The following is a 26,933-nucleotide window of genomic DNA, read 5'->3' on the forward strand; positions in this document are numbered from 1 at the left end:
CAAATTCAGTTTCTGTAAATGTAAGTGGTTTATTTTATTCTCTGAAGCTTGATGCCATTTATCTCACCAAAGGGTATGTAATAAGAAGGAATAATTTAGCATTACCATTTGTACGCTCCTTAAAAAAGTGAGTCCACACAATACCAAATTTAATCCACCCTGCAGTAAGGACAATTAAATTTTGACCAACATTTGGTTAAAAATAAAATGCCGTGCAAGCCGATGGAAATCGGTTGCACGGCAGATCAATAAAAAGAAATTATTAGTTCTAAAAAGATTTTAGATGCTTTTTGTAATACCAACCAAAGTTTCATTTTTATCCTCTAATCCCGCAGCAATAAAGGCATCAACATCCTCATTTCTTTTCAAACCCCGACCCAACAATACTCCAAGGGTGATCATTGTGGCAATACGGGTGCCCACTTTTTTAGCTGCTGTATTAAACCATGGCTGTAATTCTTCATAACTGACATTTTTAGCCAATTCTTGAATTTCCGCCTTGGTAACCATTTGTTTCTCTTCAGGGAGATTGGTGTATTTTTTACCCAATTGCTGAATAATATCAATGGCTTTACGTTGTGGCTGGTGGTTTTTTGGTTTTACCTGACTTTCAGTTTTCTTTGCTACAGCTCCAATATTTTGCGATTCTTTCGCCCATGAATCGCGTAGACCTACTGTTTTGTTGAATACCAAGTTTTCTGAGGTAGAATCCTTATCAACACTAAAATAACCCAATCGCTGAAACTGGAATCTGTCGTTAACTGCTGCCTCTTTTAAGCTTGGCTCTACATAAGCGGTTACTAAATTTAAGGAATTTGGATTTAAAAACTCCATAAAATCCTTTTCAGGATGTGTATCTGGAGATTCATGCATAAACAAGCGGTCATATTCCCTAACTTCAGCTTTTACAGCGTGTTTTATAGAGACCCAATGGATCGTGCTTCTCACTTTTATAGAAGGGTCTTCAGAAAAGGTAGCGTGAATTTCCAGGATATTTCCAACCTCATCTTTAACTACATTTTCAACTTTTACAATATAAGCATTCTTTAAACGCACTTCCTGATCTAAGGTCAATCTGAAAAACTTACTCCCTGCCTGTTCTTTAAAATCATCTCTTTCAATGTATAGTTCTCTTGAAAAAGGAACTTTTCTAAAGCCTGCACGGTCATCTTCCTGATTATTTTCTGCTTCCAGCCACTCCTCTTTTCCTTCTGGATAATTGGTAATCACCAATTTTACGGGATCTAAAACTGCCATCACTCGTGGTGCTGTTTTGTTCAAATCCTCACGGATACAAAATTCCAAAAGCGCCACATCAATAATGTTATCACGTTTGGCAACACCTACGGTTTCAATAAACTTTTTGATGGCATTTGGCGTATATCCGCGACGGCGTAAACCGGAAATGGTGGGCATTCGTGGATCATCCCATCCAGAAACAATGTTCTCTTCCACCAACCTGAGCAACTTACGTTTGCTCATTATGGTATAACTCAGGTTTAAACGGGCAAATTCGCGTTGTTTAGGGCGTAACTTACCTTCTTCGACTACTTGGTCAAGGAACCAATCATAAAGCTCTCTGTGCGGCTTAAATTCGAGAGAACATAAACTGTGCGAGATGCTTTCAATATAATCACTCTCGCCATGGGTCCAATCGTACATTGGGTAAATACACCAATCATTACCGGTTCGATGATGGGTTTTTTTTAAAATACGGTACATCAACGGGTCGCGCATGAGCATATTTGTGTGTGCCATGTCAATTTTAGCACGCAATACGTGGGAACCTTCTTCAAATTCCCCGTTTTTCATCCGTTCAAAAAGATCGAGATTCTCTTCAATACTCCTATTTCTATAAGGACCATCCACACCAGGTTGGGTTGGGGTCCCTTTTTGTTCCGCCATAGCTTCAGAAGATTGTGAGTCAACGTATGCCTTTCCTTCTTTAATAAGTTGTACGGCCCAGTCATATAACTGCTGAAAATAATCTGAAGAATACAGTTCGTTTTCCCATGTATAGCCTAACCACGCCACATCTTCCTTAATGGCATCTACATATTCCTGCTCTTCTTTGATAGGATTGGTATCATCAAAACGTAAGTTGACCGGTGCATTATATTTTTCACCCAATCCAAAGCTGATACCAATAGCTTTGGTATGTCCGATATGCAAGTATCCATTGGGCTCCGGAGGAAACCTGAAACGCAGGTCGTCTCTAGACATCCCGTTGGCTAAATCTTCTTCTATGATATGCTCAATAAAGTTGAGCGGTTTTGTTTCTTCTGACATACGACTATTCGTTATTTCCTATTATTTATTTAATTAAAATATCCAATAAGAATTCCTGTGCAAAATTAAGGATTTTTTTAGTTCTAGAAATGCCTTATTTTTGCAGGTATAAAAGGAATTATGGGGACTATAAAAGTTGAAAATATCCGAGTATTCGCACATCATGGCTGTTTAAAGGAAGAAACGACAATTGGAAGTGATTATCGTGTAGATCTAAAGGTAAAAGCTGATTTAAAACTTTCTGCAACTTCAGATAAATTAAGGGATACTGTAGATTACGTCTTGCTCAACCGAATTATAAAGGAAGAAATGAAAATACCTTCCTATTTACTAGAAACAGTGGCCCAACGCATCTTGAACCGTATTTTTAATGAAGACCATTTGGTGAAAAAGGCGACGGTTTATGTGAGTAAATTAAATCCTCCCATTGGAGGTGATGTTGAAAAAGTGACCATAAAATTAACATCACGCCGAAATAAATAAAACTATATAGCTTACCAAGTTTATTTTTTTTACCTTTGCGCTTCCAAAAACTGGCATCATGGCCGAGTGGCTAGGCAGAGGTCTGCAAAACCTTCTACAGCGGTTCGAATCCGCTTGATGCCTCAAAAAAACCTTCAACTGACGTTGAGGGTTTTTTTATACCTAAATTTTTACCAAGGAACGCAGGTGACACAGATTGAGCAGAAGGACACTGATTTAGATTAAAAAAACCTCCCAGGTTTTAGGTCCTGGGAGGTTTAAGTTTTTTTAAAATGACTTTTTATATTTATATAAAACGCTTTAAAATTAGTGACTATCTTAAGAAATCAGCGTCATCCGTGTTCTATCTATAAAATAATTTAAAACGGATTGATTTGCTCTAGTCGGTCTTTGAGCAATTCCTTTTCTTTAGGGAAGAAAGCCTGCGACAACAGCAATACTCCAAAAGCCAAAATGACCAAGGCAATGATTTTTTTAGTTTTGAAAATACGGCGTGGGGTTAATTTATTCTTTAATTTTTTTGCAATTAAAATCTTAAAAAGATCAATAATAAAATAAGTGACTAAAATGGTACTCAGAAAAACAATCACCCCGCTTTTAGTCTCCGTAAATGAGTTGGCAATGATGATAAAACCCACCCAGCCTACCAGTACGCCAATATTGATGAAATTTAATAAAAACCCTTTTAAAAATAGCTTTCCGTAATTCTTTTGGATTTCCACTCGATGATATTCCCTGACGATTGAGCGAAATGATTTTGAGGTTTTCGTGAACGTAATAATTCCGTAAACCACTAAAATAACCCCACCAAATACAAGAAAATTGGAATCATCCTTAATTTTATCCAGTAACTTATTGGTACTTAAAAAAGCAACAGCAATAAATAAAATATCAGCCAACATGACACCCAAATCAAAAATAAGGGCACTTTTAAAACCTTTGGTAGCACTGGTTTCCAAAAGTACGAAAAACACAGGGCCAATCGTAAATGCCAATAGAATACCAAAAGGAATAGCTGATAAAATCTCGTCAAACATATAACTTGTGTTTCAACAAAGCTACATAATTTTTTATCCTCTTAAAGCTTTGAAATCTTCAAAACAGTAACCGTAGCTAGGGATATATTAATATATACTCACTGATTAATGAACTTAGTGGCGTTCTAATCCATCCGATTGATACGACCGCCAAATAATTTATTCTCGTTGACCGTTTCTGGATTGCCGTAAATATAAACATCACCTCCTGCCCTAATTTTTATATCTGCCAATCGAGAAGCATTGATATGTGCTTCCCCAGCAGCTCTTATGGCTACATAAGTAGCTTCCGATTCTAGTGATTTCCCTCGAAAAATTCCACCAGTATTAATGGAAATATCCTGTCTATCCGCCTTTCCGGAAACTTCAATATCACCACCAGTAACCGCTTTAACCTGAATATCGGTGACTTCTAAAGGTACTTTTATCACCCCGCCTTCTTGGGCTCTCAATTCTATTTTGTACTGTTGAAATATACCGTCAGAAGACACATAAGCCCCTTCATTCACATCAATGATAGCAATATTTTTATAATATAAACGGACTGTAGTCTTGTTGCCTACAAAGCTTTCTCCAAGACGCATTTTTATTTTTAAAGTGCCATTTTTATTGACCAATTCAACATCACTTTTATTATCGCCAGAAATGATGGCCTTATTGTCATCAGATTTAACCAATTCAACATTGATCATATCATAGACTTTAATTTCTTTAAAATCGCCCAAATTCATCTCAAGGTCTTGTTGTGCAATCGCACTTACACTTAAAAAAAGTGACACTATCGATAGTAATATTTTCATTTTTAATATTTTAATTCCTGTAAACTTTATCAAATCATCATATGAATAACAAATGGTCTTATCAATCACGGAAAGCTTTGGAGGATAAAACGACTCTGGTGAAAAAACTGCAATTTTAAGCGACAGTTACTGCCGTTCCCGTTACTGAAACCGTCACATAATTGGTCGTGGTCAATTCAATATCCACTTTGATTCCCACAATAGCATTGGCATTCAATTTTCTTGCATTGTCCTGTAATTGTTGAAATGCCTGTTCTTTGACCATGCTCATACTTTCCGCAATGGCCTGATAATATTTTTCCATATTAAAAGTCATTTTCATTTTTTGGACATTCACTGAAATTCCAGAAACAATGCCCTTGTATTCCAATATTTTAAACCCTTCTATGGAGTTGGTTGTGGTGAGGATCATAAATTTAAATTTAATGTATCAGTAGAACTTACTGTAGAATTGTTACAATTGAATAATTTGAGGTTTTCCAATCAGCGTAAAATCAAGGTGTTTTTTAACTAAATCTGTATTTTTCACCTTTACCACCACTTCTTCACCAAGTTGATAACTTACACCGGATTTTTTCCCAATCAATGCATATTCTGTCTCATCAAATTCATAATGATCATCAGTCATATCCCTTACAGATACCATACCCTCACATTTATTGGAAATGATTTCCACATAAATTCCCCAGTCGGTCACGCCAGAAATAACTCCCACAAATTCTTCGTTTTTATGGTTTTCCATATACTTGATCTGCATGTATTTTATAGAATCACGTTCTGCTTTGGTAGAGAGGTTTTCCATATTACTGGAATGGTTACATTTTTCCTCATAGATAGCTTCATTTGCCGATTTTGCGCCATCAAGATAATGTTGCAATAACCGGTGAACCATCACATCAGGATACCTACGGATAGGAGATGTAAAATGTGTATAATAATCAAACGCCAAACCATAATGCCCGATGTTGTGCGTCGTATATTCCGCTTTGCTCATCGTTCTGATGGTCAAGGTATCCACTAAGTTTTGTTCCTTTTTACCCTGAACATCGCGTAATAATCCGTTTAAGGAAGAAGCAATACTACTGCGATCCTTGAAATTTAATTTATATCCAAATTTCGAAACAACCCCTTGAAGTGTCGCTAATTTTGTGGCATCTGGCTCATCATGCACACGGTACACAAAAGTCTTTTTTGGGGATTGTTTGCCTATAAATTCGGCTACCTTCTTATTGGCCAGCAACATGAATTCTTCAATCAACTTATTGGCATCTTGACTGGTCTTAAAAAACACCCCTATCGGATTGGCCTCTTCGTCCAGATCAAACTTCACTTCTACTTTATCAAATGAAATAGCACCTTCTCTCATACGTTTACCGCGCATGATCTTTGCCATTTCATCCATTTTTAAAATAGCGTAGCCTACGTTTTTGTCCGCTTGATATTCTTTTCCTTCAATAGCAATGTCTTGAGGAATTAGCGTATCAATGGAAGAGATATCCTTTTGTGAAGGACTATTTGTATTGTTTTCAATAATGGCTTGTGCTTCTTCGTAAGAAAAACGTGCATCACTGTAAGTGACCGTTCTTCCAAACCATTGTTCCTTAATCTCTGCCTCATCATTCATCTTAAACACAGCCGAAAACGTATATTTTTCTTCATTAGGTCTTAAGGAACAGGCATTATTGGAAAGAACTTCAGGAAGCATTGGCACCACTCTATCCACTAAATACACCGAAGTTGCGCGTTCATAGGCTTCATCATCCAAGATTGTGCCTTCTTGCACATAATGGGATACGTCAGCAATATGGATTCCTATTTCATATAAGCCATTATCCAATACTTCAAAGGATAAGGCATCATCGAAATCTTTGGCATCTTTTGGATCAATGGTAAACGTGAGCGCTTTTCGCATGTCGCGACGCTTGGCAATTTCATCTGGACTGATGGAGGTATCCAAGGAATTGGCATAGTCTTCAACATCCTGAGGAAATTCGTAAGGTAACCCGTATTCCGCTAAAATGGCGTGGATTTCAGTATTGTGTTCTCCAGGTTTTCCCAACACTTTTAATACAGCTCCTTTAGGTGAATCTTCGCCTTTTTCCCAACTTTCTAGAGAGACAAGCACAACATCACCATCTTCAGCTTTATTGATTTTATTGATCGGCACAAAAATATCGGTGTACATTTTGGTACTATTGACCACTACAAAAGCATAATTATCGTGAATTTGGATAACACCCACATATTCACTTTTGGCACGTTTGATAATATTGGTGATTTCACCTTCAAATTTTCCTTTTTTCCGACGTTTATAGGCATAAAATTCCACCTCATCGCCATTTAAAGCCTTATTGATGTTATTTGAAGCGATATAGACATCTTCGTCAAAGTCTGGACTAATGATATATCCTGACCCTCTTGAGGCCATATCCAAAATTCCTGTATGATATTCTGTAGTAACAACGGCCTTAAATTTGCCACGTTCTGTTTCTTCAATTTCCTTTTTAGCCAGGAGTTCTTGAAGTTTTTTTATGATTTGATTTCTGCTAGAAGCATCATCCACCTCAAGTTTAGCAGCAATTTGTTTGTAATTGAAGGATTGATTTCTATCTTTTTTTAAAATACTTAGAATTGTATTTGTTAGGTTAGAGATCTTATTTGATGATCCCTTTCTTCTTTTTTTTGTCATTTATTTTATAATGTAATCTTATTGAATTTCTAAAGTTAGCGAAATTCAGTTATTCGTAACTTAATTAAAGGAGAAGATTGGTAATTAAGTTTTACAAAACTACGTTTTTAATATGAATTTATTCGTATTTAAGCATAAGTTAACGAAAAAATGCTCTTAAAATAATGTAAACCTCTATTATTTAATAGGACTTTAATAGAATTTAGTTCAATATAAACATTGATGATCTTGCCTTGGCTAATCTGTATTTCAGTAAAATAAAGACCTTTTGAATTGTTAGAAACACAATGTGAATGTCCTTTTTCTCTGAAACCAATTGGACTTTATTTCTAAAGGACGTGGATTATTTGAGTGCTGAACCCCCGTTCAATTCTATTTTCAATAAATTCAGATGTGGAATTTGAGAATAACCACAGGATCTCCATAGCTAAGTATTATAATTTTGACTCTTTACCGCTGTTTCTTTGGGAATAGGATTTCAATAAAATGGCTCAGATTTGGATATAAAAACAGTTATCCACATTTATATATATAATAATCAGTTTTTATTAAAATTTAAAAAAAATAATGGTGGTTATGATAGCTTGTTAATAACCGTTATAACTTTATTCGGTTTTACTTTGGAATGTGGTTATTGACAATCCATCAAGGAGTAGTTAACATGTTATATAGAAGGAACTCATTGATTATAAAGCTTAGTCCAATAGTTATCAACAACTGTCCATAACTGGACTGAACATCATATTCCCTATAAGATTATTGATTTTTTATGTTCATAGCGCCTCATTTTATGGTGATAACTGAACAGCAAAAAATGGGTTAAATTTTAGGCTCTATGGTTTATGTCCTTGGTTGCAAAAAAAAATGGAATTTGGAAATATTTCTATTAGAAATTAGCCACAAGATATCAACAGGTAATGAAGAGAAGTTTGCCAATTGTTAACAACGCTTAAAGGTGCTGATATAGTAGTACAAATATATCTTTTTATTAAGGTGCATTTACTAACTTTATCGGCTAAACAAAATACATTAAAAATGAGAATTTCAATTGGTAATGATCACGCGGGAACCGAATATAAACAAGCTGTTATAAAGCACCTGGAAAAGAAAGGATATACCGTTAATAATTATGGTACCAACAGTAATGATAGTGTGGACTATCCAGATTTTGTGCACCCTGTAGCTAAGGATGTGGAAGATAAAACAGTTACTTACGGAATTATTATCTGCGGCAGCGGGAATGGCGCCAATATGACGGCAAATAAGCATCAAGGTGTCCGATCTGCCTTATGTTGGACTAAGGAGATTGTCGCTTTGGCTAGACAACATAACGACGCGAATATTTTGAGTATTCCTTCACGATTTACAGCATTGCCCCAAGTGCTTGAAATGGTAGATACCTTTTTAGATACGGCGTTTGAAGGCGGTAGACACGAAAACCGAATTAAAAAAATTCCTGTGCAACACTAATTTAGTGTCGCAACTCTTCGACTAATTATATAAAGGATTTAAAATAGGTTGTTTTTTATTTTTTAACCGATAGACCAGATCTTATAAGATAGCTCATGCTAAACATCAAAACCAAAACTTTCAAAGAGCTTTCCATTGACGAGCTTTACGCCATTTTACAATTGCGAAGCGAAATTTTTGTAGTAGAGCAAAATTGTGTCTACCAAGATATTGATGGTAAGGACCAAAATGCCTTACATGTTATGGGGTTTAAAAATGATCAATTAGTTGCCTATACACGTCTTTTTAAACCCAATGATTATTTTGAGTTTGCAAGCATAGGAAGGATTCTGGTTAAAGCGGGAGAACGACATTTAAACTACGGTTATGATATTATGAAAGCTTCTATACAGGTCATTAAAGAGGTCTATGACGAAACTAAAATTAAAATTTCTGCACAGACCTATTTGAAGCGCTTTTATAATAATTTAGGATTTGTAGAAGTTGGTGAGGGCTATCTGGAAGATGGGATTCCTCATATTGGGATGCTAAAAAGTTAATTGACTTCGTTCACATAAGTTACTAAAATTTCTACGCGTCGGTCATATTTTGCTTCGCCTCCAAGTGGAAATTTACGTCGCATCCCCACATATTTCATACGCCTCGGATCCACGCCTTTTTTAGCCAAATAATTATAAATATATTGCGCTCTAGCTAAGGATAAATTTCGTTTTTTAGTTTTTCTATCAATGGCGTCCCTACTGTTTTGCGTGCAGCATACGTGGCCTTGAATAGTAAAATAAATATCCTCTCTTTTGAGCAGTACTTTAGAAATTTCTTCCAAGGTTTTTATAGATTCAGGAAGTAAATAGCTGTAACCTGTTTTAAAGAGAATATTATCCAATAGAATATAGTCCCCAATCTTTATATCTCCTGCCAAAGTTTCACTGGCAGTTTTTGTTTTGGTGACAATTTCAGGTCTCGGAGGAAAAAATGGGGTTACAATAATTTCCACTTTTCGGTTCAATCCCCTTATTTTACTAACATCTTCTTCTTTGATGAGTTTTAGTAAGATTTTTCCTTTGCCATCTACATTTGTGATAATGGATTCATCAAACTCATTATTTGAAAAGATGGTTTTAATGCTGTTGGCCCTATTCTGCGAGAGGACCAAATTATATTCCGCACTGCCCCGATCGTCCGTAAAGCCATAGATGGAAATTTTCTCGATGTCTAAGGATTCAATATCTGATAGAAATAATAATAATCTGCTGTGTTCGGTATCGGATACATCGTAAGCATCCGTTTTAAAAAATACCTCGTGCTTCAATTCTTCTTGTGCCCAGATAATTTGGGAGAAAAGAAAACCTAAGAAGAAGATTTTTTGCATAGTTTAGTCTCTTGAAAGATTAAATATAACTAATTTTTCAAGAATCTCATTTTCTTATCGATGTATGGAATTTATTGAAGATAACTTAGATAAGTAGATGGATTTTTAAGGATTTCAGCACTTTTTTTGATTTCTGTATTATGGGCAATATAATAGGCGTACATCCCTTCTCTATAAAAATAGCGTTTTACGATCTCTTCTGCCAATAAACCCATGAGTTGTGTTTTGTTGGCATCAATTGCTTCTGATTTATAGGTATTGAGTGTTTTTAATAAGGTATTGTATTGTGTATCAATCACACTGTTTAATGCTTCTTCCTTGGCGACTAAAAGGGCATCGTCAAATGCTTTTTCGGTTTTGGTCTCAAACGTAAAATTATTTGATTTCAAGAACTCTTTAAAGGCATTGAAATCCGCATCCGTCAATTCAAAGGTTTTTAAATCAGTGACTTGATGGGAATAATAATATTGCGTTGCAAAGTCGAAAATGAGGTTTTCGTTGACAATGGCACTTGTAATAGGACTTAATTTAGTAATACCAAGTTCCACATCAGGCTGGATCCCGCCACCATCATAAACCGTTCTCCCACGTTTGGTTTTGAAGGCCGTATAATTTTCGGTTTTTACACGTGTGGCCTTGCCCAGTTCATCTCTATTCCAATAATCCAAAGACTGGATACAGCGTCCTGAAGGCGTATAATAACGTGAGATTGTAATTTTTAATTGCGTGCCATAAACCAAGGGTTTTGGACGTTGTACCAAACCTTTTCCAAAACTTCTTGCACCTACAACCACTGCTCTATCCAAATCCTGTAAGGCGCCGGCAACAATTTCACTTGCTGAGGCACTTTTGCCATCAATGAGGACCACTACTGGAATTTCTGTGTCAATTGGCTCCTTTTGGGTATAATAGGTTTTATTGTATTTATCTACTTTTGATTTTGTGGTCACTACCAATTGATTTTGAGGGACAAAAATATTGGTCACATTTACAGCTTCATTCAATAAACCTCCCAAATTTCCCCTAAGGTCTAAAACAATCTGTTTTGCCCCTTGGGTTTTCAAATCTCTTATGGCTTTAATGGTTTCTGACGAGGCTTTTTCATTGAATTTACGCAATACGAGATACCCCGTTTTATCATCAATCATAGAATAATGTGGAACGGCATGAATTTCTACGGCTTCACGTTTAATGGATGCCGTTTGGGTTTTTCCTTGGCGGACATAAGTTACATCTACTGTTGTTCCTGCAGTGCCTTGCAATAAGTTACCGGCATCATCGCTAAAATCTGCAACCACGGTATTATCTACCTTGATGATCTCATCACCTGCCTTTAATCCCGCCTTATCTGCTGGAAAACCTTTATAAGGCTCTATGATGACCAGTTTATCCTTTAAAGTCAATACACTGGCTCCAATGCCTGTATAATCACCAGTATTGTTAATTCTTGATGCTTCTACATCCTGTTCATTATAAAAATTGGTATAAGGATCCAAATCCTGGAGCATACTTTTAATGGCCGTATCCATCAAATCTGCCGGATTTGTTTCGTCAACATAATTCATATTGACTTCTTTAAATAGCGTTGTAAAAATTTCTATTTGTTTGGCAATTTCAAAGAAATCATTTTTAAATGCGGATCCGGTGATAAATAAAACACCTATAAAAATAGGGAGCACTATCTTTTTGGTCAATAATTTTTTCATAATCTTAGTCTCAAAAATTAGGGTTTTGGGAGGGATTGTTGTTTTAAAAAAGCGTCCATCAGCGTATTCATTTTTTTTGAAACGGTTTCAAAATCGGTTTGGGTCTTACCAATGTACAAAATCATAAACGCATATTGATCAGGAATGTTGTTAAAATACTTCGATTTATTAAGGCGATAAGCCTCTCTCATCAAGCGTTTTATTCTGTTCCTATCCACCGCTTTTTTGAAATTCCGTTTGCTAACCGAAACACCTGCCTTTATTTTTACAGGCGTGTCAAAATTGGTCTTTAAATAGACCAATCGTAAGGGATAAGCAACAACAGAGTTGCCTTCAGAAAATAGCTTTTCAATAAGCTTTTGACCTTTAAGTTTTTCTATTTTTTTATACGACTGATCCATAGGACATCAAAGGTAAGGCTTTGTGGAATAAAAAAACCGCCTGTTGGAAGCGGTTTTTTATAAGTGAGTGCGTTGATTAATTAATTTTTAGCACATTATTTTCTCTGTTGACATCTGCCATATATCCTCTCGGATCAATGGTGATGGACGTTATAGCACTTTTAGGTTTGTCAATTTCAAAAGTATAGAATGAATGTGCCCAAGCCCAATTTGGTAAAACTGTTGTTGTATTGGGTGTTGGTTTAACGCCTCTAGTCATTCGTAATGGAATATGGTAGGCTGCTTTTGAACCATCGGCATAACTTATTTCTACATCCAATGGCATTGGCATTAATCCAATACGTTCAAAGGTCACGGTTGTTTTATTGCCCTCAGAATCTACATTCTTTACCGCATAATCAATGGTGTTTGTAGTTTGGGTCCAATCGGTTAAGTACCAATCCAATTCCATCCCTGAAACTTTTTCGGCAATCCTAATGAAATCCATAGGTTTTGGATGCTTAAAGGCCCATTCTTTATAATATTGCTTAAGGGTTTTATCTAAATTTTCTTCGCCTATGATATAGCCCAACTGACTTAGAAATATGGATCCTTTACTATAAGATGCAATAGAGAATGCGCGATTATAGGCGTACCGATCAGAATGGGTGCTTTGTGGTTGTTCCCTATCAGAATTGGCCAATGAAATATAAGAACGGTATGATCCAGTAAACGGATTATCGCTATTGGTGCCCGTAATGGCATCTAACGCTCTATCTTGAATATAGGTAGTAAAACCTTCATCCATCCAAGAATGTTTATTCTCATTGCTCGCCAATACAAATTGGAACCAGCTATGTGCTAATTCATGCGCCGTCACGCCTATCAAACCACTGATGGTACCTTCACCAACAATAAGGGTGCACATTCCGTATTCCATGCCCCCATCACCACCTTGTATCACGGAATATTGATCGTAAGGATAGTCGCCAACGTGGGTGCTGAAATACTGCATCAATTGCTCTGTAACAGGTTGTAATATTTTCCAGTTTTCTAGATTGGCCGCTGGCATCGTTTTTTTATATAAAAAATGCAAAAGCGGTCCATTCTCAACCTGAAGTGTGTCATGGATATATTCCGGATCTGCAGCCCAGGTAAAATCGTGAACGTTTGGTGCTTTAAAATGCCAGGTCAAGGTTTTTCCTTTTTGTTTTTTTACGGTTCCAGTTTCATAACCGTGCCCAATTTCATTCGGGTTTTGAAGATATCCTGTGCCACCAATAGTATAATTTTTATCGATGGTGATTTTGACATCAAAGTCTCCCCATACTCCATAAAACTCTCTCGCAATATACGGATCGGCATGCCATCCTTCGTCATCATATTCTGCTAATTTAGGATACCATTGCGACATGGATAATGCCACCCCTTCTTTATTGTTTCTTCCAGAACGGCGGATTTGGACAGGCACTTGGGCATCAAAAACCATATCAAAAGTGGTCTTTTCTCCCGGTTGGATCGGTTTGTCCAAAGTAACGATCAAAATGGTGCCCTGTGTTTCATGACGGACTTTCTTGCCATCCTGAGTCAAGGAAGTCACGTTGATATATCCTATTTCATCCGGACTTAATTTACTGATTCTACTTTCATAAATGGGAGCTGCTTTGGTGCCTAGATTATTCACCATTCGCCCATCAGGATCTGGAATGCTTTGTAATCTGGCATCCATTTCACTATTCGGTTGAAAGGCATTTGGATACAAATGATAAAATACCCGATCTAAAACATCAGGTGAATTATTGGTATATACCAATTTTTGCGTACCTGTATATTTGTAGGTTTTGACATCCATATCAATAGCCATAGTATAGTCCACATGTTGTTGCCAATAATGTGGTTTTGAAGATGGTGGTGTCTCGTTTTGGGAATGGCCTTTGGTAAGCGGCATTAACAAAAGCAAACTAAGACTTAATGCAATACTGATTTTCATTTTAAATACCATTTAATTAGAGGTTATTTGCTGTTTGTTCCGCTAAAATCATAGCGTTATAAGCATTGGCAATTCTTCCAGATTTTGAAAGCGCACTGAACGGTCTTACGTCAGATGTTTTTCCACCAACGATAACTTTGTTTGTGAGTGCCAGTCCAGAATCCAGGATTATTTTTTTAACCTGTGGCGCGGTCAGTTTTGGATAATAAGAACGAATCAATGCTGCAATTCCTGCAACTGCCGGAGAGGCCATAGAGGTTCCACCAATGGATTTGTAAGTGTTTTCAGGATAGGTTGAATAGATATCCCCCCCTGGAGCAAAAATATCCACGTTTATTTTTCCATAATTTGAAAAACTTGAAATCATACTAGAACCATATTTTGAATCTAATGATCCCACACTTATAAAATTATCAGAAATTTCAGGACCAGTTCCGATCGCGTCATTTGGATATACGTCTTTGGTATCCAGGTCTGCACCTTCATTTCCCGCGGCATTGACAATCAAGACATCTTTTGAGGCTGCATAAACAATGGCATCTCTAACCCAGTCACTGTGTGGGGAGTAGTATTTTCCAAAACTTGTGTTGATAATATGGGCGCCATTATCAGCTGCATATCTAATGGCCAAGGCGATATCCTTATCATATTCATCGCCGTTTGGAACCGCTCTAACGCTCATGATTTTTACATTGTTGGCAACCCCATTTGCTCCTTTTCCGTTATTTCTTACAGCGGCAATAATTCCGGCAACATGTGTGCCGTGGCTTTCGGAAGGTTTTTTCGGTTTGACGTTATTGTTCCCGTAAAATTTTTCTACCATGTCATCAGGATTATCTCCTGTTTTACGTCCTCTGAAATCGACATTGAGGTTATAGTTCAATCGAGCTTTAATGTCTTCCAAACCTTCACTGATATCTTTTTTAGCTGCTTTAAGACTCTCAAAGTCCATGGTGTACACGTATTTTGCAATAGCGATGTATTGTTGTAAGGTTTGATTGTTGGTGCTGATGGCATCTACATCTTCTCTCGTGTAGTTTTTCTTTTTGGTTTCCTTTTCCAAAGCATCATCAGCATTGGTGATTTGTTGTAAAAACTGCTCATAGTTGGTTTTGATACCCGAGTATTTTTCGTATTCGGCTTGACGCTCTGCTTTTGCTTCTGCATAGCGTGGATGTGATGTATTGCCACTGGCCAATAGTCGTACATATTCCAACTGTTCGTTATAACCATCACCTAAAAAATTCCACCCATGGACATCATCAACATATCCGTTTTTATCATCATCTATTCCATTACCCGGAATTTCTTTTTTATTGGTCCAGATCACACCTTGAAGATCTTCATGGTCGATATCAATTCCTGAATCAATAACGGCGACAATAACGGTACTTCCTTTTTTGTTTTTGATAATTTCATCGTAGGCTCGGTCAACGCTCATCCCGGGAATGGTATCCTTTTTCAGGTCCAAATGGCCCCAATGTTGCTTTTCAGCTTCGGTCAATTCAGAAGTTTTTAAGGGCAGCGAGTCAATGTTTTCCAACGGTGTTGAAATCACGCCAGAAGATGAACCGCAATTAAAGAGGGTACTTGCTGTAAAAACAACAATAGCGAATGATTTAAAAAATTTCATGAGATCTAAATATTAAGTTGTAAAAATGTCTTTTGTAGTAAAGGTTTGATCCAAACGGACGCCTTTATCCGTATGTTTTACCGTGATGATTTGGTTGTGGGCATCGTGTTCCAAAAAGAGATAATAATTTTTGTCCGCTGCGGTATTAAGGAAGAGTTCCTTTTCATCTAAGGTCAATAGCGGTCTGGTATCATATCCCATAACAAAAGGCAAAGGTATATGGCCAACGGTTGGCAGTAAATCCGCCATAAAAGCGATGGTTTTATCCTTATAGGTGATGAGCGGAATCATTTGCTTATCGGTGTGACCATCGGCAAAAAAGATATCGAAGCCCAATTCTGAGTTTTTTAGTAAGCGATTTTCAGGAAGTGACGTAAACTTAAGTTGGCCACTTTCTTCCATCGGAAGGATATTTTCTTTTAAAAAGGATGCTTTTTCACGATTATTGGGTTGGGTTGCCCATTGCCAATGTTCAGAATTGCTCCAGTAATGGGCATTTTTAAACGCAGGTTCGTATCCGGTTTTGTCTTTGTTCCATTGGATGCTACCACCACAATGATCAAAATGTAAATGGGTCATAAACACGTCCGTGATGTCATCCCGATGAAATCCATATTGTTTTAAGGAATTATCAATGGAGTCATTTCCCCATAAAAAGTAGTAGCCAAAAAACTTATCACTTTGTTTGTTTCCCATTCCTGTATCAATCAGGATGAGTCGGTTACCATCTTCAATCAATAAACAACGTGCCGCAATATCAATCATATTGTTGGCATCGGGGGTGTTGGTACGCTGCCATAGTGATTTAGGGACAACACCAAACATAGCACCACCATCAAGTTTGAAATTACCAGATTCAATAGGATATAGTTGCATAGTTGTTACTTTAGGCGATCGTTAAAGCTGCAAATTACTAAAACACTTAAAATTTGTCCGTTTTCAGCAATGATATTGGCTGTTTTTTAACATATAGAAGCGAACTTACGACTCATAAAATTTGAAAGCACTGAAAATTATTCTAATTTTATAAAAAAGATTTATGAAAAGAATTGTTCCAGCATCTTTAAAGCTAAGCAAAATCAAACTTTTGAGGTTCGGACGGGATTTCAAACCAGATCAAGAGGTTATTTTAAGAGACTATCTTGCTATAGAACGAACCCGATTGGCAAATGAGCGGACCTTATTGTCTTACATTAGATCGTCACTCTATTTGATGTTGGGCGGGATTGCTTTTTTTCAATTAAAGAGTTTTCCGGATTTTAAATACTTGGCCATGTTGTCTTTATTTTTTAGCGCCATCTTTTTTATTATCGGAATCTATCGTTTTACGGTGCTTAAAAGAAGCTTAAAAACATTATACTACAATTCAGAAGCACAAAGCCGGAATAAGAAATAAATGGCGTGCCAAAAACCGTTATTCCACTGACTTTTCTACCATCCCAATTCATTTTTTATGATATATTTTGGGGTTCTTAAGACAAAAAAAATAACTTTACCATATTAACAAAGGTAAAAACAGTATATGGTTGAACTATCAGGAATTGTCATATTAGGTATCTTGGCGCAATGGGTGGCATGGAAGTTGAAAATCCCGGCGATTCTTCCTTTAATCTTAATAGGTCTTTTGGTGGGTCCATTTGCTGCTGAATATCTTTCAAGTGATGGAACGAAATGGATCCAGCCCATTTATAATGGTGAAAAGGGCCTTTTTCCTGGAGAAAGCCTTTTTTATTTTGTGTCCTTGGCCATAAGTATTATTCTATTTGAAGGTGGATTGACCTTACGGGTTAAAGAGATCAAAAACATTGGACCAGTGATTACAAAATTGATCACCATTGGTTCTACCGTCACCTTTTTTGGTGGTGCAGTTGCAGCCCATTATATTTTTTATCTCAGCTGGGAAATGTCTTTCCTTTTTTCGGCACTTATAGTGGTTACCGGCCCAACCGTTATCACTCCTATTTTACGTCATATACCTTTAAAACAGGACGTTTCTGCCGTTTTGAGGTGGGAAGGCATACTCATTGATCCTATTGGTGCTTTAGTGGCCGTATTGGTGTTTGAATTTATCAGTGTGGATGTTGGCGGCGCCTTTACGAAAACTGCGTTCATTGAGTTTGGAAAAATTGTCTTGTTTGGAAGTACTTTCGGATTTGCATTTGCACATGGTCTCAATTTTATCATGAACAAGCGTTTGATTCCGCATTATTTGCTGAATGTTTTTGCCCTGGCCAGTGTGTTGGGCGTCTTTGTATTGGCTGATATCTTTGCACATGAATCCGGGCTATTGGCCGTTGTGGTCATGGGCATGGTTTTGGGTAACTCCAATTCACCTTATTTAAAAGAACTGTTGTATTTCAAGGAATCCTTAAGCATCTTATTAGTTTCTATCTTATTTATTTTACTCGCGGCCAACATCAATATGGAAGATTTAAGGCTGGTGCTCAATTGGAATATGGTGGCACTTTTTGCCATTGTGGTGTTTATATTAAGACCGATAGGTGTTTTTTGGAGTACTTATAATTCCTCACTAAAATTTAATGAAAAGGTCTTTATAAGTTGGGTAGGTCCACGAGGAATTGTTGCGGCAGGAATTGCGTCATTATTTGGATTGAAGTTGGCAAAAAATGGCGTTCAAGATGCTGAATTTATTACACCTTTGGTGTTTATGATTGTATTGGGAACCGTCATTCTGAACGCTACAACTGCACGTTATATCGCAAAATTATTGGGTGTGTTTCTTAAAAAAGCAAACGGTATTTTAATTATTGGAGCGTCTAAATCCTCTCGACTCATTGGTAACTACTTACAGAAAAATGGACGACGCGTCGTGCTTCTTGATAATAATGAAATCAATATTTCAAAAGCAAGGGAATTGGGCTTGGAGGGCATTGTTTCCAATGTGTACGAAGCCTCTTTGGAAGATAATATTGAGTTGAATGATATCGGCTATATTATTGCCTTGACTGGAAATTCTGATATCAATCAATTTGCCATCAATAGGTTTGGTGAAGAATTTGGTCAAAATGGGGTCTTCAGGTTGATTACTTCGGATGAATTAAGTGATCCTGATTACGTGCCTAAGGAACATATTTTTATGCAAACCGATGATTTTATCTCCTTGACCGAAACGACAAGAAAACACCCTTCCATTCATGAAATAGATATTCAAGATAAAGAGCATCTTCAAAGTTTGATTGAATTGAGTGGAAAGGATGATGACATTATTCCGATGTTTTTGAAGGACGAATCAGAAGTATTGCACATCATTTCAGATGTCAACCAAGATGATGAAAAATTTACCGAAGGATGGCAATTGGTTTATTTAGGAAAACCCTATGATGTAGAGAAAATTCAGAAAGAAAAGACAGCAAATAAGGACAAAGAAAAAGCCCCAAACGAAAAGAATTGAGGCTTAACTTAATTTTTATATTTAGGTTCTAAATGACCGTTCCATGAGGAATAGTCGCGCCTTTCTTGATGACGATAATGCCTTCTTTGATCACGTAAGTATCGGTTTCTTTATCTTCTGAATTCTCGTCCACATTGATTCTCACATCATTTCCAATGCAACAATTTTTATCAATAATGGCGTTCTTTATAAAGCAACGCTTACCAATACCCATCGGTATTTTTGATGTGGAGGTGACTTCAGCTAGGGATTGATAAATATCACTACCCATCATATACGTATTGATAATGGTAGAATCATGGCCAATTCTGGCACGGATTCCAATAACAGAATGCTCAATTTTTGCAGCATTGATAATACAGCCTTCTGCGATAACTGCTTTATTGAGCGTAGTGCCGCTAATTTTTGTGGTCGGGAGCATTCTGGCCCGTGTGTAAATACGCTTTTTATTGTTAAACAGATCAAAGGCAGGAATATCATCGGTGAGCCCCAAATTGGCCTCAAAGAATGAATCTACATTTCCAATATCGGTCCAATAACCCTCAAAAGGATAACTTAATGTTTTATGCTTGTTAATAGACTGCGGAATGATTTCTTTTCCAAAATCATTGGTATCAGGGTTGTCCATAAGATCGATAAGCAGCTGACGATTAAAGATATAAATTCCCATGGAGGCCAAGTGATTCCGCCCCTGTGCTTTCATTTCGTCACTCACATCAGAGGTCCATTCGGGCAACAAACTCGCGTCAGGTTTTTCTATGAAGGAGGTAATGATACTGTTTTCATCAGTTTTTAAAATTCCAAAAGACGTGGCTTCTCTTTCCACAACAGGCAAGGTAGCAATGGTTATTTCGGCATTACTGGCCACATGCGCATCCAACATCTTATTAAAATCCATTTGATATAATTGGTCGCCAGACAAAATTAGGGCGTATTCAAACTCGTGATTCAAAAAATGGTGCATATTTTGGCGTACGGCATCAGCTGTGCCTTGAAACCATGAGGTACTGGTCATCGTTTGCTCGGCGGCCAAAACGTCTACAAACGCTTGACTAAAGAAACTGAAATGATAGGTATTTTTAATGTGTTTGTTCAAGGACGCCGAATTAAATTGCGTCAATACGAACATGCGTTTTATTTCTGAATTGATACAATTAGAAATAGGAATATCTACCAATCTATATTTTCCCGCAATGGGAACAGCTGGTTTTGATCGTGTTGCGGTAAGCGGATAAAGTCGAGAGCCTTGCCCACCACCTAAAATGATAGAAATTACTGAGTCGTGGTACATAGTTACTGGATTAATGAATTATAAAGATTAATATAAGCTTGAGCCGAGGAATCCCAAGAATGGTCAATTTTCATGATTAAATTACGGTTTTTTTTGAACCTTTCGGTATCACTGTAAAAATTAATGGCCCGATGGATCGCAAAACTACCTTCGTGCACAGTTGCGCCATCATGTAAAATTCCAAAACCGTTATCGTCAAAATCCTTAACCGTATCTTTCAGCCCACCAACTTTGTTGACAACAGGTACTGTGCCATAGCGCAAAGCGTACATTTGGTTAAGCCCACAAGGTTCTACACGTGATGGCATGACTAAAAAATCGGCAGCAGCGTAAACAATATGTGCCAAACGTTCGTTATACCCAATATAGTTGTTGTAATACCCGGGATGGCGATATTTTAATTGGTCTAACTGATGTTCTACAGAGGTATCTCCAGAACCCAACATGATTACGGTCAAGTTTTTATGAACTAGGGAATTATGAAAAATTTCAGGTAATAAATCGGCTCCTTTTTCACCTACCAGTCGTCCAATAAATGCAAATAACGGAAGTGCGGGATTGAGATTGAACTCTTTGCAAAGCCATTCTTTATTGCCTTTTTTACCTGAAACAGCGGTTTTTATGGAATAGTTTTGAATCAAATTATCGTCGGTAGCGGGATCCCAAACCTTATCATCAATACCATTCAAAATTCCCACACATTTACCGCTTTCATAGCGCAGCAAATCTTCCAGACCATTGGCAGCATATTTAAGTTCTTCCATGTAATTTGGAGATACTGTGGTCACTTTCCATGCGCACTTTATAGCTGATGCCAACGGATTTATGAGATGGTTCCAATCTAATAACCCAGCTTTAGAAAAATCAAAAGGTGGGATGAGGTGGATTTTATTATGACTGAACCAGCCTTGGTATTGCCCATTGTGAATGGTAACCACCGTTGGTGTCCTTCTTAATTTATGATAGGCATAGGATTGTGACATCATAAACGGAATCAATCCTGTATGATGGTCATGGCAATGTACAATATCCGGTTTTGTTTCTAACTGCACCAACCAATCTAAGGTAGCAATCTGAAAACCTAAAAACCGATCGGTATCATTGGAAGAATATACATAATCTGTATATAATAATTCTGGAATATGAACAAGGTAAAGGTCATAACCCAAGGTGTTATCTTCAAGGGTGAGGATGTCAAAATTAAAGGGTCTACCTAAATTGAATCGGCCATTAAAAACTCTTTTGAACGCATGGGATTGGGTAAATTTATTATTATAAAAGGGCATGATGACGCTGCTGGCCTGACCCAAATCATTCTGATATTTTGGAAGTGCACCAACGACATCTCCCAAACCTCCAACTTTGGCAATAGGATAGCATTCCGCACTGATATGAAATATGTTCATTGGTTAGTTTTATTAGTTTTTTAAAACTACAAAATATTTGAGCATATCACATACTTATAAAAAAAATATATTTTAAGATTTATTTGAGATGAATGTTGCTCAAATTTTAATATTCGTGAATCATTTGAGCAAATATCACGTTATTTAGTGGGTTCATTAACGAAAATTGATTGGTGGAAGTACAGATTGAAAAATCCTGCTCTGATGGACACAGGAGACCGTTTGGTTTAATGTAGTTAATCTTGATGTTTTATATAAAAAGCGGACACAGGAATCTTTTGGTTCAACGGAGTTGATTTTATACTCTCAGCTCAAACCAGAAGTGGCTAAAAGCGTTACAAAACTAGAATGATCATTTAATTATGAGGTTCCTGCCTTCGCCAAATTCCTGCGGACGCATATGACATCCAAATTATGAGATTCCTGCCTGCGCAGGAATTAGGTTAATCTTTAGGTTCAACGGAGTTGATCTTATACTTTTAGCTCAAAAACGAACTAGGTAAAAGCGTTAAAAACTAGAATGGTCTTTTTATCATGAGGTTCCTGCCTTCGCAGGAACTTATAGTCTAGTCATTCAACTTAAGCACCGCCATAAACGCTTGCTGAGGAATTTCGACGTTCCCAACCAGACGCATACGTTTCTTACCTTTTTTCTGTTTTTCAAGAAGTTTACGTTTACGTGAAATATCACCGCCATAACATTTTGCGGTAACATCCTTACGCAAGGCTTTAATAGTTTCTCTTGAAATAATTTTAGCTCCAACAGCGGCTTGAATAGGGATATCAAATTGTTGACGTGGAATCAATTCACGTAGTTTTTCGCACATTTTCTTGCCAATCTCCTGAGCGTTATCGGCGTGAATCAAGGCTGAAAGGGCATCCACAGGTTGCGAGTTAAGTAAGATATCCAAGCGAACCAATTTGGAGGTTTTCATGCCCATTGGATGGTAATCAAAAGAAGCGTAGCCTTTTGAGACTGTTTTTAATCGGTCGTAGAAATCAAACACTATTTCAGCCAACGGCATTTCAAAAGTAAGTTCAACCCGTTCTGGAGTCAAATAGGTTTGGTTAATGATATTTCCTCTTTTTTCAATACAAAGCGACATCACATTACCCACAAAATCTGATTTTGTGATTATGGTAGCCTTAATATATGGCTCTTCTACCCTATTGATGGTAGACGGATCTGGTAAATCTGATGGGTTGTTCACAATAAATGGAACATCCGGATTTTTATTGGTATAGGCGTTGTAGGACACGTTAGGTACGGTAGTAATCACGGTCATATCAAATTCGCGTTCCAAGCGCTCTTGGATAATCTCCATGTGAAGCATTCCCAAGAAACCACAACGGAATCCAAAACCTAGGGCAGCTGAACTTTCTGGAATAAAAACCAAGGAAGCATCGTTAAGCTGTAGTTTTTCCATGGAATTACGGAGCTCTTCAAAGTCATCGTTGTCCACAGGATAAATTCCTGCAAATACCATGGGTTTTACGTCTTCAAAGCCTTCCACAATATTAGTGGTTGGTCTTGCAAAATCCGTAATGGTATCCCCTACTTTTACTTCTTTAGCGGTTTTGATTCCTGTTATCAAATAGCCAACATCTCCAGCTTTAACGCTTTGTTTGGGTATTTGAGTAAGTTTTAAGGTACCCACTTCATCCGCATAATATTCTTTATCTGTAGCAACAAATTTAATTTTTTGCCCTTTTTTAATTTCGCCGTTAAATACCCTAAAGTAGGTTTCAATCCCCCTAAACGTATTGTAGACCGAATCAAAAATCAGAGCTTGCAAAGGGGCATCCACATCACCTTTTGGAGCAGGAATGCGTTCAATTACAGCGGCCAGAATGTTGTCGATTCCAAAACCTGTCTTGCCACTGGCATGAATGACATCTTCGGGTTTGCAACCTAATAACTCCACAATATCGTCGGTCACTTCTTCTGGATTGGCACTTGGTAAATCGACTTTATTCAAGATTGGAATAATTTCCAAATCGTTTTCTAAGGCTAAATATAAATTTGAAATGGTTTGTGCCTGAATGCTCTGTGCCGCATCAACGATCAATAAAGCACCTTCACATGCCGCAATGGATCGGGAAACCTCATAAGAGAAATCAACGTGGCCGGGGGTGTCAATCAGATTAAGGATATATTTTTCACCTTTGTAGGTATAATCCATTTGTATGGCGTGAGATTTTATGGTAATACCACGCTCACGCTCTAAGTCCATACTATCAAGAAGCTGATTTTGTTTTTCACGTTCAGTTACTGAGCCCGTGAAATCCAATAATCGATCTGCAAGCGTACTTTTACCATGATCAATATGTGCTATAATACAGAAATTTCTAATGTTCTTCATAAAATAAGGGCTAACTAAGTTGCAAATATAACTGAATTATTACGCTTTTAGATGATTTTTATTTATCTAAAAACATTCATAACTACGGGAATACCGTAATCCTAAGTCTAAAACAATTTATATATTGCGGGTTTAAACCAAATTAAATTTGAAACGCCCTTTCAAGACCTTCTTATTTTTGTCCCTTATTCTTGTAACCGCCATGGGTTTTGCTCAAAACCATGCTATTTCTGGATTTGCTGAGGACATAGACGGACGACCGGTTGCATTTGCGAATGTCATTTTAATGAAAGTGGCAGATTCTTCCGTGGTTAAAGGAGTTTCAACTAATGATAAAGGATTTTTTCTTCTCGATAAATTAGAATCAGGCAGCTACTTGTTAAAAATCAGTTATTTAGGTTTTAACGATGATTATAAATCTCTTTTGGTTGATCAAGTGATGGACCTTGGGATTATTGTGTTATATGAATCTTCAGAAGAATTGGACGAAGTAAGTATTATCGTGAAAAAACCAACACTCAGAAAAGAAGCCGATCGTCTGGTTTTCAATGTTGAAAATACGGCATTAATTGAGGGAAATATGTTTGATGTACTCAAAAGCACCCCCGGCGTTTTGGTGATGGACAACAACATTCAAGTAAAAAATTCCACCCCCACGGTTTATATAAATGATAAAAAAGTGCATTTAAGCAGTGAAGAGTTGGTTCAATTACTGGAGAGTTCTTCAGCAAATTCTATAAAATCCGTTGAAGTCATTACCAATCCATCAGCTAAATACGATGCCGAAAGTGGTGCCGTGATCAATATTGTCATGAGTAAAAACTTGGTCACAGGTTATAGAGGCAATGTTTTTGCAAATTTCACCCAAGGCGTTTTTCCTAGGTATGATGCAGGCATGAGTCACTTTTTTAAGAATGATAAGGTTGACTTTTTTGCCAACTATACCTATTCCCATGATAAAATCAATAGAGGTCAAGAGGACGTGATCAATTACTTGGACGGCGCCGGTAATATCAACGAGATATTTAAGTCTGAAACCAACCGGAATACCTGGTCAAGAACGCATAATTTTAATTTTAATCTGGATTATAACATCAATGAAAAAAACACCTTGAGCTTGTCTTCAAACGTCTTGGTGCTGCCATATTTTGAATATAAAATTAATAATAACACGAACGTTTTTGAAGCGAACCAGAATTTGGATTATTATTTTGACGCTAATAATCTTTCAAATGATGATAAGTACAATTTAGGTTTTGATCTTAATTATGTACATCAATTCGAAAAGTCCGGAGAAAAGCTCTCTGCCAACGCCCATTTCACAACGTATAATTACAATAGGAACCAGAATGTAAAGAGCAATTATTTTGATAGTGATAATAGCTTTTTAGCTACAAACGCTTTTAGAACTGATAACCATCAGGATACGGAAATTTATACCGCAAAACTGGATTACAACTTACCTATAGATGAGGCGACAAATTTAGAAATAGGTGCTAAAGGTTCCAACATAAACAGTGCAAGTAATATTACCCAGTTTGATATCGTCAATGGCACCGAAACCATTGATCCTAACAATACCAACGCTTTTGATTATGATGAGACTATTTATGCCGGTTATGTCAACTTTTCTAAAGATTGGGAAAAACTAAATCTGACCACGGGACTGCGTGCAGAGAAAACAATGGTTGAAGGTCTGTCTGTTTATGATAATGTTACCAACACACAAGATTATTTGGAATGGTTTCCTACGGCAAGTTTAAATTATACGTTTTCAGATAATTTTTCGCTTTATACCAATTATAAAAGAAGTATAGGAAGACCGGATTATCAAAGTTTGAATCCTTTTCAATTTTATTTAAATGATGTAACCATAGTTGTTGGAAACCCAAATTTGAAGCCGGTTATCGTAGATAATGTGGTGTTAGGTACGTCTCTAGGTCAAGGAGTTTATACCATTGAGGCGTATTATAAAACCTATAGTAATAATATATTTGAGCTGCCGCTTCAGGACAATGTCAACAATATTTTAACCTACACGCCTTTAAATCTTGATAAAACAGTGGAATATGGTATAGATTTCATTACCTATTTCAATGTTGTTGATACCTGGTCGGTTTATTTTGCGACCTCGTTCTTTAACGCGGAAGATCAAGGTCAAATTGAGGGTTCTGATTTCAAAAAAGACTTGTGGTCAAATTACAGTGTCGTGAGCAACGATATTTCGTTTTTAAAAGACCGCAGTTTGAATGTAAATTTCACATTGGTTTATTTGAGCAAGAGCATCAGTGGTTTTAGAGAGGTCAATGAGATGTTGATGTCTAATTTATCCCTATCCAAAACAATTTTAAAGGATAAAGCCACTATTTCATTAGCGGTTTCAGATCTCTTTAACACTCAGGATTTTAATATCCGTTCACGTTACCTAAACCAAAACAACTCGACGTATTTTGATCAAGACACATGGACCATTAAGTTAGGATTTAGATACAAATTTGGAAACACCAATTTAGAAACCAACCAACGTCAGGTAACTGAAGAGGAAACGGAGCGTTTGGAGAAAAAGCAGAATTAATGCTTCTAATTCTTCAGTCTTGCCATTCTGCAACAAACAA

General features: G+C 36.9%; 20 protein-coding genes and 1 tRNA gene. 7 read left to right on the plus strand and 14 right to left on the minus strand.

The window, feature by feature from the left end:
• Positions 1-279: 279 nt before the first annotated feature.
• A complete protein-coding gene (locus VLZ86_RS12450) occupies positions 280-2,289 on the minus strand; it encodes a glutamine--tRNA ligase/YqeY domain fusion protein (protein ID WP_325451806.1) in 2,010 nt (669 codons plus the stop codon).
• A 120-nt stretch (positions 2,290-2,409) separates the two neighbouring features.
• On the opposite strand from VLZ86_RS12450, the gene folB reads away from it, so the two are divergent.
• Both folB and VLZ86_RS12460 read left to right on the plus strand, forming a co-directional pair.
• Positions 2,410-2,772 (plus strand): dihydroneopterin aldolase, encoded by a 363-nt coding sequence (gene folB, locus VLZ86_RS12455; protein WP_325451808.1) that lies wholly within the window; start codon positions 2,410-2,412, stop codon positions 2,770-2,772.
• 52 nt (positions 2,773-2,824) lie between these two features.
• Positions 2,825-2,895: transfer RNA gene (locus VLZ86_RS12460), tRNA-Cys, on the plus strand.
• Positions 2,896-3,131: 236 nt separating this feature from the next.
• Here the strand turns inward: VLZ86_RS12460 and VLZ86_RS12465 are convergent.
• The 4 genes from VLZ86_RS12465 to rnr form a co-directional block, all read right to left on the minus strand.
• On the minus strand, positions 3,132-3,809 hold the full coding sequence (locus VLZ86_RS12465; protein ID WP_325451810.1) for a LysE family translocator: 678 nt from the start codon (positions 3,807-3,809) through the stop codon (positions 3,132-3,134).
• Positions 3,810-3,934: 125 nt separating this feature from the next.
• Positions 3,935-4,609, minus strand: a complete 675-nt coding sequence (locus tag VLZ86_RS12470; protein ID WP_325451812.1) for a head GIN domain-containing protein — start codon at positions 4,607-4,609, stop codon at positions 3,935-3,937.
• Positions 4,610-4,724: 115 nt separating this feature from the next.
• The gene (locus VLZ86_RS12475) at positions 4,725-5,021 is read right to left on the minus strand and encodes a YbjQ family protein (protein WP_325451814.1); all 297 of its coding nucleotides are present in this window, start codon (positions 5,019-5,021) and stop codon (positions 4,725-4,727) included.
• Positions 5,022-5,063: 42 nt separating this feature from the next.
• Entirely contained in the window at positions 5,064-7,298 is a 2,235-nt protein-coding gene (gene rnr, locus VLZ86_RS12480; protein ID WP_325451816.1) for a ribonuclease R, read from the minus strand.
• Positions 7,299-8,333: 1,035 nt separating this feature from the next.
• On the opposite strand from rnr, the gene rpiB reads away from it, so the two are divergent.
• Together rpiB and VLZ86_RS12490 are read left to right on the plus strand one after the other, a co-directional pair.
• Complete coding sequence (gene rpiB / locus VLZ86_RS12485; RefSeq protein WP_325451818.1) at positions 8,334-8,768, plus strand: ribose 5-phosphate isomerase B; 435 nt, start codon at positions 8,334-8,336, stop codon at positions 8,766-8,768.
• Between the two features lie 95 nt (positions 8,769-8,863).
• Positions 8,864-9,307, plus strand: coding sequence for a GNAT family N-acetyltransferase (locus tag VLZ86_RS12490; protein WP_325451820.1), 444 nt, complete (start codon positions 8,864-8,866; stop codon positions 9,305-9,307).
• On the opposite strand, the gene VLZ86_RS12495 is transcribed toward VLZ86_RS12490, so the two are convergent.
• The 6 genes from VLZ86_RS12495 to VLZ86_RS12520 all read right to left on the minus strand — a co-directional run bounded on the left by VLZ86_RS12495 (position 9,304) and on the right by VLZ86_RS12520 (position 16,722).
• A complete protein-coding gene (locus VLZ86_RS12495; protein ID WP_325451822.1) occupies positions 9,304-10,137 on the minus strand; it encodes an OmpA family protein in 834 nt (277 codons plus the stop codon). The genes VLZ86_RS12490 and VLZ86_RS12495 overlap by 4 nt on opposite strands.
• A gap of 71 nt (positions 10,138-10,208) precedes the next feature.
• Positions 10,209-11,843: a S41 family peptidase gene (locus VLZ86_RS12500; RefSeq protein WP_325451823.1), complete on the minus strand. Its 1,635-nt coding sequence runs from the start codon at positions 11,841-11,843 to the stop codon at positions 10,209-10,211.
• Positions 11,844-11,860: 17 nt separating this feature from the next.
• On the minus strand, positions 11,861-12,244 hold the full coding sequence (gene rnpA, locus VLZ86_RS12505) for a ribonuclease P protein component (protein WP_325451825.1): 384 nt from the start codon (positions 12,242-12,244) through the stop codon (positions 11,861-11,863).
• Positions 12,245-12,320: 76 nt separating this feature from the next.
• A complete protein-coding gene (locus VLZ86_RS12510) occupies positions 12,321-14,213 on the minus strand; it encodes a M1 family metallopeptidase (protein WP_414652557.1) in 1,893 nt (630 codons plus the stop codon).
• 16 nt (positions 14,214-14,229) lie between these two features.
• Positions 14,230-15,846: a S8 family peptidase gene (locus VLZ86_RS12515; RefSeq protein WP_325451827.1), complete on the minus strand. Its 1,617-nt coding sequence runs from the start codon at positions 15,844-15,846 to the stop codon at positions 14,230-14,232.
• Positions 15,847-15,858: 12 nt separating this feature from the next.
• Entirely contained in the window at positions 15,859-16,722 is an 864-nt protein-coding gene (locus VLZ86_RS12520) for an MBL fold metallo-hydrolase (protein ID WP_325451829.1), read from the minus strand.
• A gap of 163 nt (positions 16,723-16,885) precedes the next feature.
• Here VLZ86_RS12520 and VLZ86_RS12525 point away from each other — a divergent pair, with 163 nt between their 5' ends.
• Both VLZ86_RS12525 and VLZ86_RS12530 read left to right on the plus strand, forming a co-directional pair.
• Positions 16,886-17,242 (plus strand): DUF202 domain-containing protein, encoded by a 357-nt coding sequence (locus VLZ86_RS12525; protein ID WP_325451831.1) that lies wholly within the window; start codon positions 16,886-16,888, stop codon positions 17,240-17,242.
• 126 nt (positions 17,243-17,368) lie between these two features.
• Positions 17,369-19,258 (plus strand): sodium:proton antiporter, encoded by a 1,890-nt coding sequence (locus VLZ86_RS12530; RefSeq protein ID WP_325451833.1) that lies wholly within the window; start codon positions 17,369-17,371, stop codon positions 19,256-19,258.
• A gap of 28 nt (positions 19,259-19,286) precedes the next feature.
• On the opposite strand, the gene VLZ86_RS12535 is transcribed toward VLZ86_RS12530, so the two are convergent.
• The 3 genes from VLZ86_RS12535 to lepA form a co-directional block, all read right to left on the minus strand.
• Entirely contained in the window at positions 19,287-20,549 is a 1,263-nt protein-coding gene (locus VLZ86_RS12535) for a glucose-1-phosphate adenylyltransferase (protein ID WP_325451835.1), read from the minus strand.
• Positions 20,550-20,551: 2 nt separating this feature from the next.
• On the minus strand, positions 20,552-21,955 hold the full coding sequence (locus VLZ86_RS12540; RefSeq protein WP_325451837.1) for a glycogen synthase: 1,404 nt from the start codon (positions 21,953-21,955) through the stop codon (positions 20,552-20,554).
• 566 nt (positions 21,956-22,521) lie between these two features.
• Complete coding sequence (gene lepA, locus VLZ86_RS12545) at positions 22,522-24,318, minus strand: translation elongation factor 4 (RefSeq protein WP_325451839.1); 1,797 nt, start codon at positions 24,316-24,318, stop codon at positions 22,522-22,524.
• Between the two features lie 148 nt (positions 24,319-24,466).
• Here lepA and VLZ86_RS12550 point away from each other — a divergent pair, with 148 nt between their 5' ends.
• The gene (locus VLZ86_RS12550; protein ID WP_325451841.1) at positions 24,467-26,893 is read left to right on the plus strand and encodes an outer membrane beta-barrel family protein; all 2,427 of its coding nucleotides are present in this window, start codon (positions 24,467-24,469) and stop codon (positions 26,891-26,893) included.
• The last annotated feature ends 40 nt before the right edge of the window (positions 26,894-26,933 follow it).

Origin of the sequence: Gelidibacter sp. (genome assembly GCF_035515035.1) — a bacterium.
In the GTDB taxonomy this organism is placed as follows: Bacteria; Bacteroidota; Bacteroidia; order Flavobacteriales; family Flavobacteriaceae; genus Gelidibacter.

Excerpts from the sequence above, each read along its gene's own strand:
- VLZ86_RS12475 (WP_325451814.1), bottom strand. The coding sequence starts at position 5,021 with ATGATCCTCACCACAACCAACTCCATAGAAGGGTTTAAAATATTGGAA.
- VLZ86_RS12525 (WP_325451831.1), top strand. The coding sequence starts at position 16,886 with ATGAAAAGAATTGTTCCAGCATCTTTAAAGCTAAGCAAAATCAAACTT.
- lepA (WP_325451839.1), bottom strand. The coding sequence starts at position 24,318 with ATGAAGAACATTAGAAATTTCTGTATTATAGCACATATTGATCATGGT.
- VLZ86_RS12540 (WP_325451837.1), bottom strand. The coding sequence starts at position 21,955 with ATGAACATATTTCATATCAGTGCGGAATGCTATCCTATTGCCAAAGTT.
- VLZ86_RS12515 (WP_325451827.1), bottom strand. The coding sequence starts at position 15,846 with ATGAAATTTTTTAAATCATTCGCTATTGTTGTTTTTACAGCAAGTACC.
- VLZ86_RS12490 (WP_325451820.1), top strand. The coding sequence starts at position 8,864 with ATGCTAAACATCAAAACCAAAACTTTCAAAGAGCTTTCCATTGACGAG.
- VLZ86_RS12510 (WP_414652557.1), bottom strand. The coding sequence starts at position 14,213 with ATGAAAATCAGTATTGCATTAAGTCTTAGTTTGCTTTTGTTAATGCCG.
- VLZ86_RS12530 (WP_325451833.1), top strand. The coding sequence starts at position 17,369 with ATGGTTGAACTATCAGGAATTGTCATATTAGGTATCTTGGCGCAATGG.
- VLZ86_RS12535 (WP_325451835.1), bottom strand. The coding sequence starts at position 20,549 with ATGTACCACGACTCAGTAATTTCTATCATTTTAGGTGGTGGGCAAGGC.
- VLZ86_RS12495 (WP_325451822.1), bottom strand. The coding sequence starts at position 10,137 with ATGCAAAAAATCTTCTTCTTAGGTTTTCTTTTCTCCCAAATTATCTGG.
- VLZ86_RS12450 (WP_325451806.1), bottom strand. The coding sequence starts at position 2,289 with ATGTCAGAAGAAACAAAACCGCTCAACTTTATTGAGCATATCATAGAA.
- folB (WP_325451808.1), top strand. The coding sequence starts at position 2,410 with ATGGGGACTATAAAAGTTGAAAATATCCGAGTATTCGCACATCATGGC.
- VLZ86_RS12520 (WP_325451829.1), bottom strand. The coding sequence starts at position 16,722 with ATGCAACTATATCCTATTGAATCTGGTAATTTCAAACTTGATGGTGGT.
- VLZ86_RS12470 (WP_325451812.1), bottom strand. The coding sequence starts at position 4,609 with ATGAAAATATTACTATCGATAGTGTCACTTTTTTTAAGTGTAAGTGCG.
- VLZ86_RS12465 (WP_325451810.1), bottom strand. The coding sequence starts at position 3,809 with ATGTTTGACGAGATTTTATCAGCTATTCCTTTTGGTATTCTATTGGCA.
- rnpA (WP_325451825.1), bottom strand. The coding sequence starts at position 12,244 with ATGGATCAGTCGTATAAAAAAATAGAAAAACTTAAAGGTCAAAAGCTT.
- rnr (WP_325451816.1), bottom strand. The coding sequence starts at position 7,298 with ATGACAAAAAAAAGAAGAAAGGGATCATCAAATAAGATCTCTAACCTA.
- rpiB (WP_325451818.1), top strand. The coding sequence starts at position 8,334 with ATGAGAATTTCAATTGGTAATGATCACGCGGGAACCGAATATAAACAA.
- VLZ86_RS12500 (WP_325451823.1), bottom strand. The coding sequence starts at position 11,843 with ATGAAAAAATTATTGACCAAAAAGATAGTGCTCCCTATTTTTATAGGT.